General features: G+C 70.5%; 14 protein-coding genes. 6 read left to right on the top strand and 8 right to left on the bottom strand.

Features of this window, described 5'->3' with window-relative positions; all coding sequences use genetic code 11:
- Nucleotides 1-18: 18 nt before the first annotated feature.
- Together GF068_RS01685 and GF068_RS01690 are read right to left on the bottom strand one after the other, a co-directional pair.
- Nucleotides 19-1578, bottom strand: a complete 1560-nt coding sequence (locus GF068_RS01685; protein ID WP_170319253.1) for a protein kinase domain-containing protein — start codon at nucleotides 1576-1578, stop codon at nucleotides 19-21.
- A 326-nt stretch (nucleotides 1579-1904) separates the two neighbouring features.
- Nucleotides 1905-3053 (bottom strand): SPFH domain-containing protein, encoded by a 1149-nt coding sequence (locus tag GF068_RS01690; RefSeq protein ID WP_153817531.1) that lies wholly within the window; start codon nucleotides 3051-3053, stop codon nucleotides 1905-1907.
- A gap of 190 nt (nucleotides 3054-3243) precedes the next feature.
- Here GF068_RS01690 and GF068_RS01695 point away from each other — a divergent pair, with 190 nt between their 5' ends.
- Genes GF068_RS01695 through GF068_RS01705 form a run of 3 tightly spaced genes read left to right on the top strand, consistent with a single transcriptional unit; the run spans nucleotide 3244 to nucleotide 5569 of the window.
- Nucleotides 3244-4362, top strand: a complete 1119-nt coding sequence (locus tag GF068_RS01695; protein WP_153817532.1) for a hypothetical protein — start codon at nucleotides 3244-3246, stop codon at nucleotides 4360-4362.
- 20 nt (nucleotides 4363-4382) lie between these two features.
- Nucleotides 4383-4853 (top strand): nickel-responsive transcriptional regulator NikR, encoded by a 471-nt coding sequence (gene nikR, locus GF068_RS01700; protein WP_153817533.1) that lies wholly within the window; start codon nucleotides 4383-4385, stop codon nucleotides 4851-4853.
- Complete coding sequence (locus GF068_RS01705) at nucleotides 4850-5569, top strand: SDR family NAD(P)-dependent oxidoreductase (RefSeq protein ID WP_153817534.1); 720 nt, start codon at nucleotides 4850-4852, stop codon at nucleotides 5567-5569. Before nikR ends, GF068_RS01705 begins: the two co-directional genes overlap by 4 nt.
- On the opposite strand, the gene GF068_RS01710 is transcribed toward GF068_RS01705, so the two are convergent.
- The 3 genes from GF068_RS01710 to GF068_RS43285 all read right to left on the bottom strand — a co-directional run bounded on the left by GF068_RS01710 (nucleotide 5570) and on the right by GF068_RS43285 (nucleotide 9212).
- Entirely contained in the window at nucleotides 5570-6400 is an 831-nt protein-coding gene (locus GF068_RS01710) for an SPOR domain-containing protein (RefSeq protein WP_153817535.1), read from the bottom strand. It abuts the gene before it with no gap.
- Nucleotides 6397-8205, bottom strand: a complete 1809-nt coding sequence (gene argS / locus GF068_RS01715) for an arginine--tRNA ligase (protein WP_153817536.1) — start codon at nucleotides 8203-8205, stop codon at nucleotides 6397-6399. The genes GF068_RS01710 and argS overlap by 4 nt, the downstream gene beginning before the upstream one ends.
- Nucleotides 8206-8288: 83 nt before the next feature.
- Nucleotides 8289-9212, bottom strand: a complete 924-nt coding sequence (locus GF068_RS43285; protein WP_170319255.1) for a chorismate-binding protein — start codon at nucleotides 9210-9212, stop codon at nucleotides 8289-8291.
- Nucleotides 9213-9326: 114 nt separating this feature from the next.
- Here GF068_RS43285 and GF068_RS43290 point away from each other — a divergent pair, with 114 nt between their 5' ends.
- Both GF068_RS43290 and GF068_RS01725 read left to right on the top strand, forming a co-directional pair.
- Nucleotides 9327-9800 (top strand): hypothetical protein, encoded by a 474-nt coding sequence (locus tag GF068_RS43290; RefSeq protein ID WP_170319256.1) that lies wholly within the window; start codon nucleotides 9327-9329, stop codon nucleotides 9798-9800.
- 33 nt (nucleotides 9801-9833) lie between these two features.
- Nucleotides 9834-11213: a Kelch repeat-containing protein gene (locus tag GF068_RS01725; RefSeq protein ID WP_206079379.1), complete on the top strand. Its 1380-nt coding sequence runs from the start codon at nucleotides 9834-9836 to the stop codon at nucleotides 11211-11213.
- 9 nt (nucleotides 11214-11222) lie between these two features.
- On the opposite strand, the gene GF068_RS01730 is transcribed toward GF068_RS01725, so the two are convergent.
- The gene (locus GF068_RS01730; protein WP_240806567.1) at nucleotides 11223-12125 is read right to left on the bottom strand and encodes a nucleotidyltransferase family protein; all 903 of its coding nucleotides are present in this window, start codon (nucleotides 12123-12125) and stop codon (nucleotides 11223-11225) included.
- Nucleotides 12126-12232: 107 nt separating this feature from the next.
- On the opposite strand from GF068_RS01730, the gene GF068_RS01735 reads away from it, so the two are divergent.
- On the top strand, nucleotides 12233-12727 hold the full coding sequence (locus tag GF068_RS01735; RefSeq protein ID WP_153817539.1) for a hypothetical protein: 495 nt from the start codon (nucleotides 12233-12235) through the stop codon (nucleotides 12725-12727).
- A 17-nt stretch (nucleotides 12728-12744) separates the two neighbouring features.
- Here GF068_RS01735 and GF068_RS01740 read toward each other — a convergent pair whose 3' ends face one another.
- Both GF068_RS01740 and GF068_RS01745 read right to left on the bottom strand, forming a co-directional pair.
- Nucleotides 12745-13857: a hypothetical protein gene (locus tag GF068_RS01740; RefSeq protein ID WP_153817540.1), complete on the bottom strand. Its 1113-nt coding sequence runs from the start codon at nucleotides 13855-13857 to the stop codon at nucleotides 12745-12747.
- Between the two features lie 61 nt (nucleotides 13858-13918).
- The gene (locus GF068_RS01745) at nucleotides 13919-14572 is read right to left on the bottom strand and encodes a DUF72 domain-containing protein (RefSeq protein WP_153817541.1); all 654 of its coding nucleotides are present in this window, start codon (nucleotides 14570-14572) and stop codon (nucleotides 13919-13921) included.
- Nucleotides 14573-14661 lie beyond the last annotated feature (89 nt).

Raw genomic sequence — 14661 nt, forward strand, 5'->3', positions numbered from 1 at the left:
GCCAGCAAGGGCTCGTCGTCAGCCCCACGGATCCACGACATCTCCACCACCGCCCGGCTTCTTCTTCGTCGTCGTGGTGGGCGGCGGCGTCGGCGTGGTCGCAGGCGCGGTCGCTGTGGGCGGCGAGCTCGTGCTCTTCAACGTGCCGCCGGTCGTCCACGGGCGCACCACCGCGGTCTGCGCGCCCGTCGGAGGCGCCGTGGCCTGCGTCGCGGTCGGCGCCGGATCCTCCGTCGCGACCGCGGGCGGCGTCGTCGGCGTCGGCGTCGGCGCGGGCGTCGCGACGACGGCCGGCGTGGTCGGCGTCGCGGGCGCCGTGACCGTGGGCGTCGTGGGCGCGTTGGGGGAGGCGTTCGTCGCCGTCGTCCCTGCCGCGTTTGGCGCGGGCGGCGGCTGGATCGCGAGATACGCGACGACGCCGAGCGCGATCACCGTCGCCGCGGCGAGCACCACGACGAGCGGCCCACGCGCCCCGGCCGCGGCGGGCGCCTCTTGTTTCGCCACGCGCGGCGGTCCGATCGCCTGGCCTTCCTCGCCGAACGTGAGGTCGCCGGACTGCGGGATGAGCCCCATCGCCTCTTCGAGCGCCGCCGCGAGCTCCGCCATCGTGGCGAACCGCTCGGCCGGGTTCTTCGCGAGGCAACGGTTGATGATGTCGCCGAGCGGCCCGATCTGCGTGGGATCGGGGACACGTTGCTCGACAGGCACGGCGGCGCCGTGGATGTGCTGATCGAGCACGCCCTTGAAGCTGTCGGCCTCGAAGGGCACGCGCCCGGTCAAGCACTCGTACATGATCACGCCGAGCGCGTAGATGTCGGTGCGGTGATCGACGGGTTGCCCCATCGCTTGCTCGGGGCTCATGTAGTGCGGCGTGCCGAAGATGATGCCCTGGCGCGTGACGCGGCTCGTCCCCGCGATCTTCGCGAGGCCGAAATCGAGCAGCTTCACGAACTCGCGATCACCGCTGCGGACCAGGAAGACGTTGTCCGGCTTGAGGTCGCGATGAATGACGCCCGCCTCGTGCGCGGACGCGAGCCCGAGCGCGCACTGGAGCCCGATCGCCGCCGTGCGATCCGCCGGCAGGATCCGCTCGCTGCGCAGCACGCTCGCGAGCGAGCTGCCCGTGAGCAGCTCCATCACGAAATACGGCACCTTCGAGCTGAGCGGCGCGCTCTTGTCCGGCACGACCTCGCCGAAGTCGCTCACCGCCACGATGTTCGGATGGCCGATCGCCGCGGCCGCCTTCGCTTCCTGGATGAACCGCGTGACGATCTGCGCGTCACGCGCGATATCGGCGCGTAATACTTTGAGCGCAAACCTTCGACCGAGCGTGGTGTGCCGGACCTCGTACACCGAGCCCGTGCCGCCCTCGCCGAGCACCGACACCACCTCGTAACGCGCGTCGATGATCTGGCCGATCAGCGGGTCGGCGTTCGGGTTCCAGTCCGGCGCGTCGATGAGCGCGTCGCCGTCGTACGGGCAGAAGCGCACCTCGCCGGAGAAGCACTTGTCGCACGCCGGACAGCGCCGGGCGCGCGCCCGCTTTTGCTTGCTGTCCGTCACGAGCGATGCGTCCACGGCGGCTCCGTTCGAGTCGCGGGGGGGCAAAGGCGAAGGCGCCTGAGCTTCGTTCCCTATACGGATGGTTCGCGCCACTGAACAACTCTAACCGAGGAACCGGCAGGCCGCGTCCTCAAAATGGTCGAATACCCCGGGGACAAACCGTGGAGTGGAGTGGAGCGGCTCGACACCTGCCCCCCCGCCGCCCGGCCCCGAGATCCACGGTATCAACCCGCAGCCGTGTCGGGCAACCTTCTCGAAGCGCCTCGACCCTTTCGAAAAATGAAACACGAGCGCCCGCGGATCCACGGGCGCTCGTATCTCCGTCGAGGCCGGCAGGCCGCTCAGATCTCTTCGAGGATCTTCGCCTTGCGGGCGTTGAAATCCTCGTCGCTGATGAGGCCCTGCTGCTTGAGCGACGCGAGCTTCTGCAGCCGCGCCTCCACGCTCTGCGCGCCGGCCGCCTGCTGCGGCTGCTGCGGCTGCTGCGGTTGCTGTGGCTGGGCGTACGGCTGCTGGAACTGCGGCTGCATCATGTTGTGCGCCATGCCCATGCCGATCGCGGCCTGCGCGCCGAGCTGCGCGACGCCCGTGCTCCCGCCGCCCTTCGCCATGCCCTCGCCAGCGCCCATCATCGCCTGCCCCGCCGCGTAGTTGTTCCACGCCGGCGAGCCCGCGAGGTTCTGCACGTACCGCGCGTCCTGCTGGAACTTCTGATCGAGCTGGAACTGCTGCGCCCGCGCCGTGTCCGCCGCGATGCCCACGCCGCGACGCGCCTCGGCCCGCGCCTTGTTCGCCTCCGTCAGGCGCTTCTGGTCGTCGGCCGCGAAGTTGATGTTGAAGTTGCCGATCTGCAGGATCTTGACGCCGATCTCGTCGAGGTTCGGCGCGGACTGCTGGATGCGCCCCGAGATCTCCATGCTCATGCCGCCGAGGTTGAGCAGGCTCTTGCCCGTCTGCGCGCACATCTGGCCGATGACCGTCTTCACGCTCATGAAGAACAGGCCCTTGATCCAGTTCAGGATCAGGTCGTTGTCCTGCGCGCCGGCCGCCTGGCCGTGGTAGCCGATGACGAACCTCACCGGGTCCGTCACGACGAGCGAGAACTCGCCGAAGATGCGCGGCGTGACGAACTCGTAGAGGATCGGATCCTCCATCGACTCGAGCGGGCCGCCGAACGGGACGCTCCGGATCGGCTGCATCTTCACGAAGTAGATCTCCGCGATGAAGACGTCGCCGCCCGTGAAGCTGTTGATGAGGTTGTTCAGGAACGGGATGTTCTGCGTCTGCAGCGTGTGACGCCCAGGCGGCAGGTAACCCACGTACTTGCCGTCCTTGAAGAACAACGCGCACTCGTCGCTGTCGACGGTGAGCTGCGACCAGAACGGGACGTTCTGATCCGGGTGCTTGTAGACGATGAGGTTTTTGAACCTATCGGGGCGCGCGATCATCATCTCGCGCACGCCACCCTTCACGAAATCCATGATCCCCATGTCGAGCTCCCTGCTCTCCGCCCGCGAGAGCGGGACGGACGCCTTGCCATGTCGCGCGAGAACCCGCTCGTGGCAGGCCCGCTTCCCATGGCTCGAACTTTTCGCCGCGACGGACCGCGGCGCCTCAGAGAATAATGCCGAGCACGGTCTGCAGCAATGACAAGCCGGCCGGAAGTGCCCGAGGTCCCTCATGGTTGCCCCGATCGACACAAGCTCCCTCCCGGGCCCGGCGCAAAAGCTCGTCGACCCGAGCGCGCCGCCGAAGCTGCAAGAGCTCGCCGCGCGCGGCGTCGCCCCGGGCCTGAGACCCGCCGACGCCCTCGCCGTCGTGGTGCTGCTCGCGAAGAGCGAGCGCCCCGAGGTCGCCACGACCGCCCGCGCCACGCTCGCCGCCCTGCCCCCGCCCCTGCTCGCCGGCGCGCTCGGCAGTGAGCTCCACCCCGCCGTGATCGACGCCCTCGCGAGGGCCTACGTCGCTCGGGTCGACGTGCTCGAGAAGCTCGTCACGATGCCGCGCGTCGATCTGGAGACGATCGAGCACCTCGCGCGCGCAGGCAGCGAGCTCGTCACCGAGCTCGTGGCCACCAACGAGGCGCGCCTGCTCGCCCACCCGCGGCTGATCGAGCAGCTCTACATGAACCGGGCGACGCGCATGTCCACGGCCGATCGCATCGTGGACCTCGCGCGGCGAAACGGCCTCGAGCTCAGCGGGATCCCCGCCTTCCGCGAGGCCGCCGCGGCGCTCGAGGGCGAGCTCATCCCCGAGCCCTCCGACGAGCCCACGCCCGACGACATCCTCTTCGCCGAGACCGCCGCCCTCGCCGACACCCTCGCCGCGCCCACGCCCGAGGACACGCACGAGGCGAGCGACGAGGGCGCCGAGACCGTAAAGCCCAAGTTCAAGCCGCTCTACAAGCTCATCGCCGACATGAGCATCAGCCAGAAGGTGCGGCGCGCGCAGCTCGGTTCGAAGGAGGAGCGGCTCCTGCTCGTGCGGGATCGGAGCCGGCTCGTGGCGAGCGCGGTCGCGAGGAGCCCGATGCTGCAGGAGGACGACGTCAACCTCATCACGAAGAACAGGAACGTCTCCGAGGAGGTGCTGCGTATCCTCGGCGCGAACGCCGAGTGGCTGAAGAGCTACACGATCAAGCGCAACCTCGTGGAGAACCCGAAGACGCCGCTCTCCGTGTCGACGCGCCTGATCCCGCTCCTGCGCGACGCCGACGTCCGCCAGCTCGCCAAGAGCAAGAACGTCACCGCGGCCATCCAGGAGGCCGCGCGAAGGCACCTCGACCGGAAGAAGCATTGAGCTGATACGGTGTGCGAACGATGAGCGACCTCGTCCGCTTCGGCGTGGCCATGGACCGCGCGCTGCTCACCGAGTTCGATCGGCGCATCGCGGCGCTCGGCTACGAGAACCGCTCCGAGGCCATCCGCGACCTCGTCCGCGCCGACCTCACCCGCGCCGCCTGGGACCGCGGCGCCGCCGTCGTCGCCACGCTCTCCGTCGTCTACAAACCCCACGTCCGCGCCGAGGTCCTGCGCCTCGCCGAGCCCGAGCCCGGCGAAGCCGAGCTGCTCGTCGCGAGCCAGCACGTGCGGATCGACCACGATCGGTGCCTCGACACGATGATCCTGCGCGGCCACGCCGAGAGCCTCGCGAGCCTCGCCGGCAAGATCGCCGGCACGAAAGGCGTGCTCGCCTGCGAGCTCAACGTCACCGCCTCCGTGGCGGACGACACGAACGAGGCCCGCGTTTCCCCCTCACGAGACAGAGATCGAGACCAGGAGCAGGGATGACGATCCCCCACGATCCGAAGCGTATCCTCGTCGTCGGCGCCACCGGCAGGCTCGGCGTCGCCATCGCCAAGGCCCTCGTCCAGCGCGGCGACCGCGTCGCCATCACGGCCCGCAGCCAGCCGCGCCTCGACGCCCTCGCCGACGAGCTCACGCGCGAGCCCGGGAGTCGACCCACCATCGTCTGCGCCGACCTGCGCGACCGCGACGCGCCCGAGCGGATCGCGAGGGGCGTGCTCGAAGGAGGCCGCCTCGACGGCGTCATCCTCGCCTGCGGCCCCTTCCCGCACACGCCGCTCGAAAAGCTCTCGCGCGAGGACCTCGAGAACACGCTCACCGTGCACGCGGTCGCGCCGCTCTTGCTCGTGAACGCGCTCTCCGAGGAGCTCACGCGCGCCGAGGGCGCGGTCGTCGCGCTCGTCGACGCCGGCGTCACGCGCCCGTACCCGAACCACGTCGCCTACCTGACCGCGAAGGGCGCGCTGCAGACGGGCCTGCGCGCGCTCGCCGTCGAGCTCGCCCCGCAGGTGCGCGTCAACCTGCTCGCCCTCGGCATCGTCGCCGATCCCGAGGCCGACGCCGATCCGACGCGCCTGCATCGCCTCGCCGCCCGCTCGCCCCTCGGCCGATTCGGCACGCCCGCGGAGGTCGTGCACGCGGCGCTCGCGCTGCTCGACGCGACGTGGGCGACGGGCGAGATCTGGGGCGTCGGTCGGTGATTACGGCGTGGCGCTCTCGTCCTGGAGCTTCTGCGCCGCGTCCTTCTTCGGCGGCTCGACGATGAAGGTCACGAGGCGCTCCTTCGCCTCGAAGTCCTGCCGGTAGATCGTGGCCGAGTGCTTGTACTTGAAGGGCCCGATGCGCACGCGGTACCAGAGGCCGCGGCCCTTCACCATCGCGGGCTCGACGTAGGCGCGGTGGCCCCTCCGGCGGAGCGCGGCGGCGAACTTGTCGGCCTCCTGCTGCGTCTTGAACGAGCTCACCTGGAGCTGGTACTGCCCCGGCCCGCCGGCCTCCGCCGCCTCGGCTCCATCTTCCCGCGCGACGTGCTTCGCCATCTGCGTGAGCGTGTCGCGACCCGCGGCCGTCTCCGGCGGCGCCTGCAGGATGTGCTGCGCCGGCAGCGGCGAAGGCGGCAGCCTGTCGGCGACCGTCTCCGGCGGCGGCAGCGGCGCGAGCATCGCGGCGGCGTTCTCCGGCGGCGGTTGCTTCTGCGGGGAACGCACGGCCTCGAGCGCCGTCGTGTTCTTCGTGTCGGAGAGCATGCCCGGGAAGGTGATCTCGTGGCCGGAGAGGTCCGGCTTCTTGTCCACCTTCACGCCTGCTGGATGCGCCTTCGCCACGAGATCGCCGAGCGGATCCACGTTCGTCGGCTTCTCCTTCACGGGCGCGCGCAGCAGCGCCACGGCCGCGAACATGATGCACGCGCCGCCGAGCGAGGCGAGCACCAGCGCCGAGGCGCGCGACGGGCGCGAGGCCGGATCGGCCTCCTGGATGTCCTCCAGGTCCTTGATGGCCCCGCCGTCCCCGATGTCCGAACGTACGGTCATGACGCTTCCTCTTCTTGCTCCGTTGCGGCGCTCTCGCCTTCGAGCTTGTGCATGCGCTCGAGCGCGGTGATCCCCGCGAGCTCGAGCCCCGCGGCGTACACCGTGCGGATCGCCTCGATCCAGAGCAGCCGCGCCTCGCTCTTCTGCCGATCCCACCTCTCCTGCCAGCCCGCCTCCGCCATCTGCGCGTCGAGCGGCAGGATGGTGTCGCCGTCCTTCTTGAGCCGCGTGAAGTAGCTCTGGAAGTCCTGCGAGAGCTCCTGCAGGTAAAACAGGATCCGGTGCGGCTCGCGCAGCGCCGCGGCCTCCGCCACGACGGCCGGGAAGCGCCCGAGGCGGCCGAGCATCGCGAGCTCGTCGGGGTGCTCGAGGCGCGCGGCGAGCGCGGGCGAGTGCCGAGGTACTTGGAGCCCAAACTTCTCCTGGGCGCGGCGCAGGATCGAGCAGAGGCGCGCGTAGCCGTACTGCAGGTAGAAGACGGGGTTGTCCATCGAGGCCTTCTTGGCGAGCTCGATGTCGAGGTCGATCGTCGTGTCGCTGCGCCGCGCCAGGTAGAAGTAGCGCAACGCGTCGGCGCCGGCGCCCTTGCGCCGCGCGGCCTCGTCGATCTCGTCGACGATCTCCTCGATCGTCACGAGGTTGCCGAGCCGCTTGCCCATCCGGTAGGGCTTGCCGTCGCGCATGAGGTTCACGAGCTGGTAGAGCAGCACCTCGAAGCGCTCCTTCGGCAAGCCGAGCGCCGCGAGCGCGCCGCGCACCCGCGCCGTGTAGCCGTGGTGATCGGCGCCGAGCACGTTGATCAGCCGGTCGTAGCCGCGCGCGATCTTGTCCGCGTGGTACGCGATGTCGCTCGCGAAGTACGTGAAGTAGCCGTCGCTCTTCTTGACGACGCGGTCCTTGTCGTCGCCCTCGTCGGTGCTCTTGAAGAAGAGCGCGCCTTCGCGCTCCTCGAGGTAGCCCTTCGCGCCGAGCTCCGCGAGCGCCGCGCTCACCCGGCCCCAGCGGTGCAGGCTCTCCTCCGAGTACCAGCCGTCGAACTGGATCCTGAGCGACGCGAGCGTCTTCTTGATGCCCGGCAGCGCCTTCGAACCCGGCACGCCGTCGAGCATACGCGTCACGCACACGCGCGCGAGCTCGTCGACCTTGTCGTCCACGAGCAGCTCGGGGTGCACCTTCTGCAGCCAGGTGACGAGATCCACGAGGTAATCGTTTTTCCCGTAGCCCCCCTCGGGCGGCTCGCGGCCGAGCGCCACGGCGAGCACGCTCGCCGCGAGCAGCCGGATCTGGTTGCCGAAGTCGTTGATGTAGTACTCGCGCGTGACCCGGTGCCCCGCCGCCTCCAGGAGCGTCGCCACCGCGTCGCCGAGGATCGCGCCGCGCCCGTGCGAGATGAGCAGCGGGCCCGTCGGGTTCGCGCTGACGAACTCCACGAGCACCCGCTCGCCGAGCCCCGCCGGACCGCGCCCGAACGCCCGGCCCGCGGCCGACACGTCGCCGAGCACGCGCTGGTAGATCGCGGGCGAGAGCCGGAGGTTCAGGAAGCCCGGCCCGGCGATCTCCACCGCGCGGACGTCCGGCTCTTTGCCGAGGCGCTCGGCGAGCAACGTGGCGATCTCCCGAGGTGGCTTCTTCGCTGCCTTCTGGATCGCGAGGGCCGCGTTCGTCGCCAGGTCTCCGTGCTCGGGGCGCTTCGGGCGCTCCACCGAGAACGCCATCGACGTCACTTCCGCCGGCAGGACCCCACTGCCCGCCAGATCGGTGAGTGCACCCACCACGAGATTCCGAACTTGCTCTTCGACGCCCATCGTACGGGCGGATTAGTACCCCGAGGCCGCTCGGACCACCAACTTTCTGTCAACACATACGCCTACATCGTGAGCCACGTACATCACGATCCCACGAAGGCCCGGTTTGCGGCTTTTTCGAGTTGCAGGGCCTTCCAGCGTGTCTCTTCGAGCTCGCGGGCGGGGTCGGAGTCGGCGACGATGCCGCCGCCGGTGAAGTATTCACCCTCACGGCCCTGGAGGACGACGGTGCGGATGGCCATGGCGAGGGTGACGCTGCCGTCGTGGGCCACGTGGCCAAGACCGCCGGTGTAGAGGCCGCGGCGGGCGCTCTCGAGGCGGGCGATGACCTCCATGGCGCGAACTTTCGGCGCGCCGGTGACGCTGCCGCTCGGGACCATGGCAGAGAGGACGTCGTGCCGGGTCGCGCCGGGCCGCGCAAAGGCGCCGAGCAAGGCCTCGCGGTGGTGGACGGTTCTGTGCGTCACCACACCGGGTCCGTGCAACACCCGGACCGATCCCACGGCCGCGACCTTGCCGAGGTCGTTACGTTCCACATCCACGATCATCGTGAGCTCGGCGTTTTCCTTGGGATCTTGGTCGAGCTCCCGGACGAGCGCGGCGTCCTCCCGGGCGTCCTCTCCGCGCGGCCGCGTGCCCTTGATCGGACATGTCAACAGTCGGCCCCAAGGCACCGAATTCAGGACGGATTTTCTCGATGGATCCCCCCCCGGATCGGGCCGATTCCGGCCGTCTCTCACGTTCCACGTGAAGGCTCGTATGTCATCTCCTGGAAAAAGCGACCCTTCCGGCAAATCTCTCGTTCGGGCATCGAGGAGCAACTCCGGCGAGGTCGACACGACGGCCAGCTCACGATCGAGGTGCAGACACGCGGCGAAGGGGGACGGCGCGGCGGCGCTCAGGCGGCGGTGCAGATCGAGCGGCTCGCCCCGGACGAGCGACACGACGAGCCGCCGCGCCAGGTTGACCTGATAAAGCTCCCCCCGGGCGATGAGCTCCTTGGCCACGAGGATCCGCTCGAGGTGGAGCCGCGTCGGCTCGGCATCCGCGACCTCGACGGCAAACGCCCCCCGCCCCGCAGGCGCGGGCGCCCGGAGCAGGCGGCGCGAGAGGGCGTCGACATGGTCCCGCGTGACGCCGACGACGAACACGCGCCCCTCCGCATGATCCACGACGACGACAGCCGGGTACCGCAGCCAGAGCGGCCGTTCGAGTCTCACCCGCGGTCGCCGATCCCCCTCGCGAGGCGACCAGCCGGGACGTTCGAGGTTGCGCTGTCCTTCGTACGGCAACACGCCGATCCAGCGGGGGACCGAACGAAACGCGCCGACGGCGCCGCCCAAGGGAAAGTCGGGGTCGTCGGCGAGCGGATCGAGCTCGTGCGATTGGCGGTCGGGATCACACGCGACGTAGGAGAAACGCGCGTAAGGGCCGGGGGTGCGGTCGGCCGCGTGGAGCAAGGCGAGCCGGTCCGCGGCATCCGCGCGGAGGCGCTCGGCGAGGGTGATCGGATCGGGCGCGAGGGGGAGCTGTCGACCGACGAGCACGACGACGTTCCTGCTAGCACGGTGCCCCGGCGGCAGGCGGCGAGATGAAAAGCGGCCGGGCTCGGGGTACGCTCGCGCCGCGTGAGCTCTCGAAGGGACAGGCGCTCCGGCTGGCTCGTGATGGCGGCGCTCCTCGGGAGCGGATGCAGCGAGGAGCCGATCGAGCGGACGCTGCAGATCGTGACGGGCCATGAGACGGACACGTTCTCGGCCTCCCCGGCCGTGACGAAGATCCGCATCGAAGCCAGGACGGCCACCGGGACGACGTTCGCCGCCGAGACGACGCCCGGCGGGGCGTTCGACCTCGGCGAGGTGCCAGAGGACGAGCCACTCGGGGTCGAGGTGACGGGGACCACGGCGGAGGGGGCGACGGTCGTGCGAGGCCGGTCGCTCACGGGGATCGTGCCCGGCGCGTTCGCGACCGTGGACATCCCGGTCTTCGTGCAGCGGGTGGGGACATGGGCGCGTCCGCCCGGCGAGCTCGCGCGAGCGCACGTGGACGCGCCGGGCGCGGTGCTCGGCGAGCGGTTCCTGGTGACGACGGGCGGGAGCGCAGCGGCAGGCGCGGACGGCGCGGCGGACGTGCGGCTCGGCGATTTTTACGATCTGCTCGGCTGGGGCCCGGCCGTGACGTCGGCGATGCCGCGGGAAGCGAGGTCGATCGTGGGGCGGATCGGCGGGATGCTCCTCGTGGGGGACGCGGGGGCGAGCGCGGTCGACACGAGCGGGGCGTCGTACGAGGTGGCGTGGCCGGAGAGCGCGGGATCGTTCGCCGAGGTGGCGGGAGGCCTCGTGGTGGAGTCGCCGTCGGGGACGAGCTTCGTCGTGGGGGCGACGCGCGCAGGCGCGGCGACGGAGGAGGTGCTCGCCGTGGACACGAGCGGCGCGCTCTCGGTGCGGAAGCTCTCGGCGGCGCGCACAGGCGCGGCCGCCGCGTGGGCGCCGGGCGTGGGGCTCGTGGTGGCCGGGGGGAGCGCGACGGCGGCGGGGTTCGAGGTGCTGCCGGAGAACGGGACAGCCTTCGTGGCGCGGGACATGCCCGCGGATGTGACCGAAGGCGCGGCGGCGGTGGTCGCGGGGGACGGGAAGATGGCGCTCGTCGGCGGGATCGACGCGGGTGGAGCGCCCGCGGCGACGCGCCGGTGGAGCGCGAGCTGCACGTCGGGGTGCACGATGGAGGAGGTCGCGGGCGCGACGCTGCCGGTGGGGCTCACGCGAACGCAGGCGTTTTCGCTCGGCGGATCCCGGGTGTTCGTGGTCGGCCACGAGGCGACGGCGCAGAAGCTCGTGCGGGCGTTCGTGATCGATCTCAGCGGGCCCGTGGTGGAAGAGCGCCCGCTGCGGGAGCCTCGCTCGGGCGCGACGGTGGTGGCCGCGCCGAACGGGACGCTCGTGCTCCTGGGCGGCGCGCTCGAGGACGGCTCGCCGGCGCGACGCGTGGAGACGTTTTTCCCGGACTGATCGACTCTTTCAGATCCGTACGATCTCGCCGCTCCCGAGGACGATCGCTTGTTCGAGCGGCGCCTCGAAGGTCGCGCCGGGACAGGCGACGACCTCACGAACCTCGCCGCGACCTCGCACGGTCACGCCGTCAGCGAGGATGCAGCTCTCGAGGGAGACCTCGGGATCGACACGCACGTCCTCGCCGCGCCACGCTCCGAACTCGGCGAGCCAGTGCATGCTCTCCTCGAAATAAGCCTTGGGCGTGCCGAGGTCGCAGAAGCTCGACACGACCGCGCTCGCCGCGACCCGCTCGCCCGCGCGGAGCGCCGGCAGGTACACGTCGCCGACGAGGCAACCCTCCGCGGGCAGCCGCGCGCGCGCCGCTTCGCCGAGGATCTGCACGCCCGCGAAGTCCGCGCCCCGCACCTCACGACCAAACGTCTCGCCGCGTAGCCGCACGACCGAACCATCCTCCCCGAGGCCCACGGTCCCCTCCCCGACCCGCACCTCCGTCGGATCCACGAACGCGACGGCCAGCGTCGCGATCGCGCCCTTCGCCTTCGCGCGCGCGTGGGCCCCCTCGAGCGCGGTGACGGAGAACGTCGCCAGGATGTCGCCGTTCCACACGAGCACGTCCCCTGGCCCGAGCGTGTCCCGAGCGGCCGCCACGCCACCCGCCGTGCCGAGGATCTTAGGCTCGTGCACGAGGGTCACCGCGACCGGGAGCTCCCGGAGCAGGCGCCGCTCGAAGCGCTCGGCGAGGTGGTGCGTGTTCAGCACGACCCGCTCGACCCCCACGGGGACGAGGCGATCGACGATGTGAAACAGCAGCGGCTTGTTGCCGAACCACACGAGCGGCTTGGGCACCTCGTCGGTGATCGGACGCAAGCGCGTGCCGAGGCCGGCGCAGAGGATCATCGCAGTCTTCATGATCGAACGGATCGAGCACGCGCCCCGGACGGCCGGGGCGCCTTCGCCTCGCGTGTAGCTTCGTCGAAAGCTCGACGCATGGCCAAGAGCCGTGCTACCGGACCGCCGTGCGCGTGCGCCCCGACCCCCGCCACCTCCTCGCCGCGACCCTCGGCCTGCTCCTCGGCAACGCCACCGGCGCCTGCAGCACCGACGCCGTGGGGATCGAGGCATGCCGGGAGATCGAGACCGCGCGGTGCGAGGCGCTCCCGGCGTGTGGCGCCACCGAGGCCGAGGCGGCGTACTGCATCGACCTCTACCGCGATCAATGCCTGCACGGCATCCGCAGCGGCCAGGAGCCCGGCTCCGACGCGACGGCCCGCTGCGTCGAGGCCGTCGGCGCCGTCGCCGCCTGCGCGCGCGCCGGCGCCGCGAGCATGGCCGACTGCCCCGCGGAGCCGCTCATCACAGGCGCCGATCCCGTGGGGATCACCCCCTGCGCGATCATCACGCGTTCGCCCGAGCGCCTCGCCGACTGCGCGTTCGTCGCGCCGCCCGAAGACGCAGGCACGACGCCGCCCGACACGAGCGACGCGGGCGACGCGGGCGACGCGACGGACTGAGCGGCGCGCGCCCGTCTTCAGGGCATCGGCATCGGCTTCGTGCAGCCCATCGTCATGAACGCCGCGACCGGATCGAACTCGGGCGCGCACCCCGGCGAGTCCGCGGCGGGCGGCGTGGGCGCGCCGAGCATCGCGGGATCGGCGTCGAAGCCTGCGGCGAACGAGACGGCGTTGCACGGCTTGTTCTGCTCGGGTGGTCCGGTCTGGATGTCGAGGCCGCGGCAGAACAGGTCCTGCGTCACGCCCCAGAAGGGATTGTTGGTGCAGAAAGAATTGCCGTCGTCGTCGCGGTAACTCGCGATCATCGCGAAGAGCTCGGGCTGCGGGATACGCCCCGCGATGAGGCCGTCACGCAGCACGTACCGCCCCTGATCGTCCTTCTCGATACGCGCGGAGATCGTGCCCGTCTCGAGGGCGATCCGGAGCCGCGTCTTGCCGCCCGCGATCTCGATCCCGCCCGCCGGCGCCGAGAGGACGAGCGTGCCGTTCGCCACGTAGGCGAAGTCGTCCACGTACCTCGGCGTGCTCACGTTCGTGGGATCGAGGAGCGCGCTCGTGGCGATGGGCCACGCGTCGGAGCCCTGCCACGCCGGGACGAAGGCCGTCCCGGGGCTGCCGTACCAGGCGACGCGCACCTTCGCGTCGTTCGGCTGGCCGTTGTAGCCGCTCACGTGGAAGAGGACGCTCCAGTTCCCGACCTCGGCGAACCCCGTGTAGTACTTCGAGAGGTCGCCCTTCTGCAAAGCGAGCTCGACGTAGTTGAAGAGCGCGGGGATCTGGTTGTCCCGGCCTTGGGACTTGTCGCAGGAGATCTCCTCCGGCTGCCCCTCGGGCGGGACACACGAGCGCCCCTCCCCCTGGCAGCTACAGAACCGGTCGAGATCGAGCCCGAGATCCACGCCCTGCGAGTCCGTCTTCAACCGCAAGACGCGCAGCGCCACGACGAACTCCTCGCCCGGATCGGCGTCGTTCTCCGGCGTCGGCGACGGCGGCTCCGGGACCGAGGCATGGCCACACGCCTCCCCCGCGTCGGGCGTCGGCTCGACCTTCTCGAAGCTGTCGAGGGCACAACTCGACGCCAGCCCCACGGTTGGCGCGAGCACGAACAAACAAGCCAACCAAGCGCGCACGAAGGCAGCGTAACGCAAGCCCTCGCCCGCGAGAAGCGCGCGGGTCGGCGACGCTCGAACCTTACAACTTCAAAGCTTTTTTGAAGCGCTTGGCGTCCGCGAACATGTCCACGTTGGTGAACACGTAGGTCGCATCCTTGTGGTGCTTGCCGCCACGCGCGATGTCGGCGAGCTTCTCGATCGCCGGATCCTCGTAACGCGACTTGTGCCCCGCGGGCCCATGCAGCCGGTAGTAACCCGTCGGCAACCTCGACAGGCCCGAGACGAGCGGATCACGCGCGGCGAGCGCGCCGACCTCCTGCGTGAGCTCGTCACACTCGTCGGGATCCCAGCCGGGCGCAGGTTCGTACACGACGCGATCGAAGCGCGTACGCACGGCCTGGAGGAAGTCACGGAGCATGCCCTTGTTCGTCTTGCTGGGCGCAAACTCGGGCGGAGCGACGAAGACCGCGGTCTTCGCCTCGAGCTCCTCCGCCACACTCTCGAGACCCTTCAGCGCGGTCTCGATGACCTTTCCATCCCGGAACCCCTCCTGACCCACCTCACGCGGGCCGAGCAGCGCGAACCGGAACCCCTCGGGCGCCTCACGCCGCCACCGCCGGATCGTGCCGGGGCCAGGCATGGACATGTGGGTTTCCTGCACCTCCACGAACATGAATTCGCGGAAATACCGCGTCGCTGGGACGGGAAAGCCGGCGCAGCCAACGGTAATCATCGAGTCCCACGGTAGCCTACGTGTCGCTGTTTGTCATTGCTGGAGAAGGCCCTGCGCCAACGAGCAGGCCCACGGGGCCAGCCCAGTGG

The sequence above is a fragment of the Polyangium spumosum genome, from assembly GCF_009649845.1.
Classification (GTDB): domain Bacteria; phylum Myxococcota_A; class Polyangia; order Polyangiales; family Polyangiaceae; genus Polyangium; species Polyangium spumosum.

What these genes read in the sequence shown, in the direction of transcription:
- GF068_RS43290 (WP_170319256.1), top strand. Translation starts at nt 9,327, where the DNA reads ATGGTCCCGCGTGACGCCGACGACGAACACGCGCCCCTCCGCATGATC.
- GF068_RS01745 (WP_153817541.1), bottom strand. Translation starts at nt 14,572, where the DNA reads ATGATTACCGTTGGCTGCGCCGGCTTTCCCGTCCCAGCGACGCGGTAT.
- GF068_RS01695 (WP_153817532.1), top strand. Translation starts at nt 3,244, where the DNA reads ATGGTTGCCCCGATCGACACAAGCTCCCTCCCGGGCCCGGCGCAAAAG.
- GF068_RS01710 (WP_153817535.1), bottom strand. Translation starts at nt 6,400, where the DNA reads ATGACCGTACGTTCGGACATCGGGGACGGCGGGGCCATCAAGGACCTG.
- GF068_RS01690 (WP_153817531.1), bottom strand. Translation starts at nt 3,053, where the DNA reads ATGGGGATCATGGATTTCGTGAAGGGTGGCGTGCGCGAGATGATGATC.
- GF068_RS01705 (WP_153817534.1), top strand. Translation starts at nt 4,850, where the DNA reads ATGACGATCCCCCACGATCCGAAGCGTATCCTCGTCGTCGGCGCCACC.
- argS (WP_153817536.1), bottom strand. Translation starts at nt 8,205, where the DNA reads ATGGGCGTCGAAGAGCAAGTTCGGAATCTCGTGGTGGGTGCACTCACC.
- GF068_RS01730 (WP_240806567.1), bottom strand. Translation starts at nt 12,125, where the DNA reads ATGAAGACTGCGATGATCCTCTGCGCCGGCCTCGGCACGCGCTTGCGT.
- nikR (WP_153817533.1), top strand. Translation starts at nt 4,383, where the DNA reads ATGAGCGACCTCGTCCGCTTCGGCGTGGCCATGGACCGCGCGCTGCTC.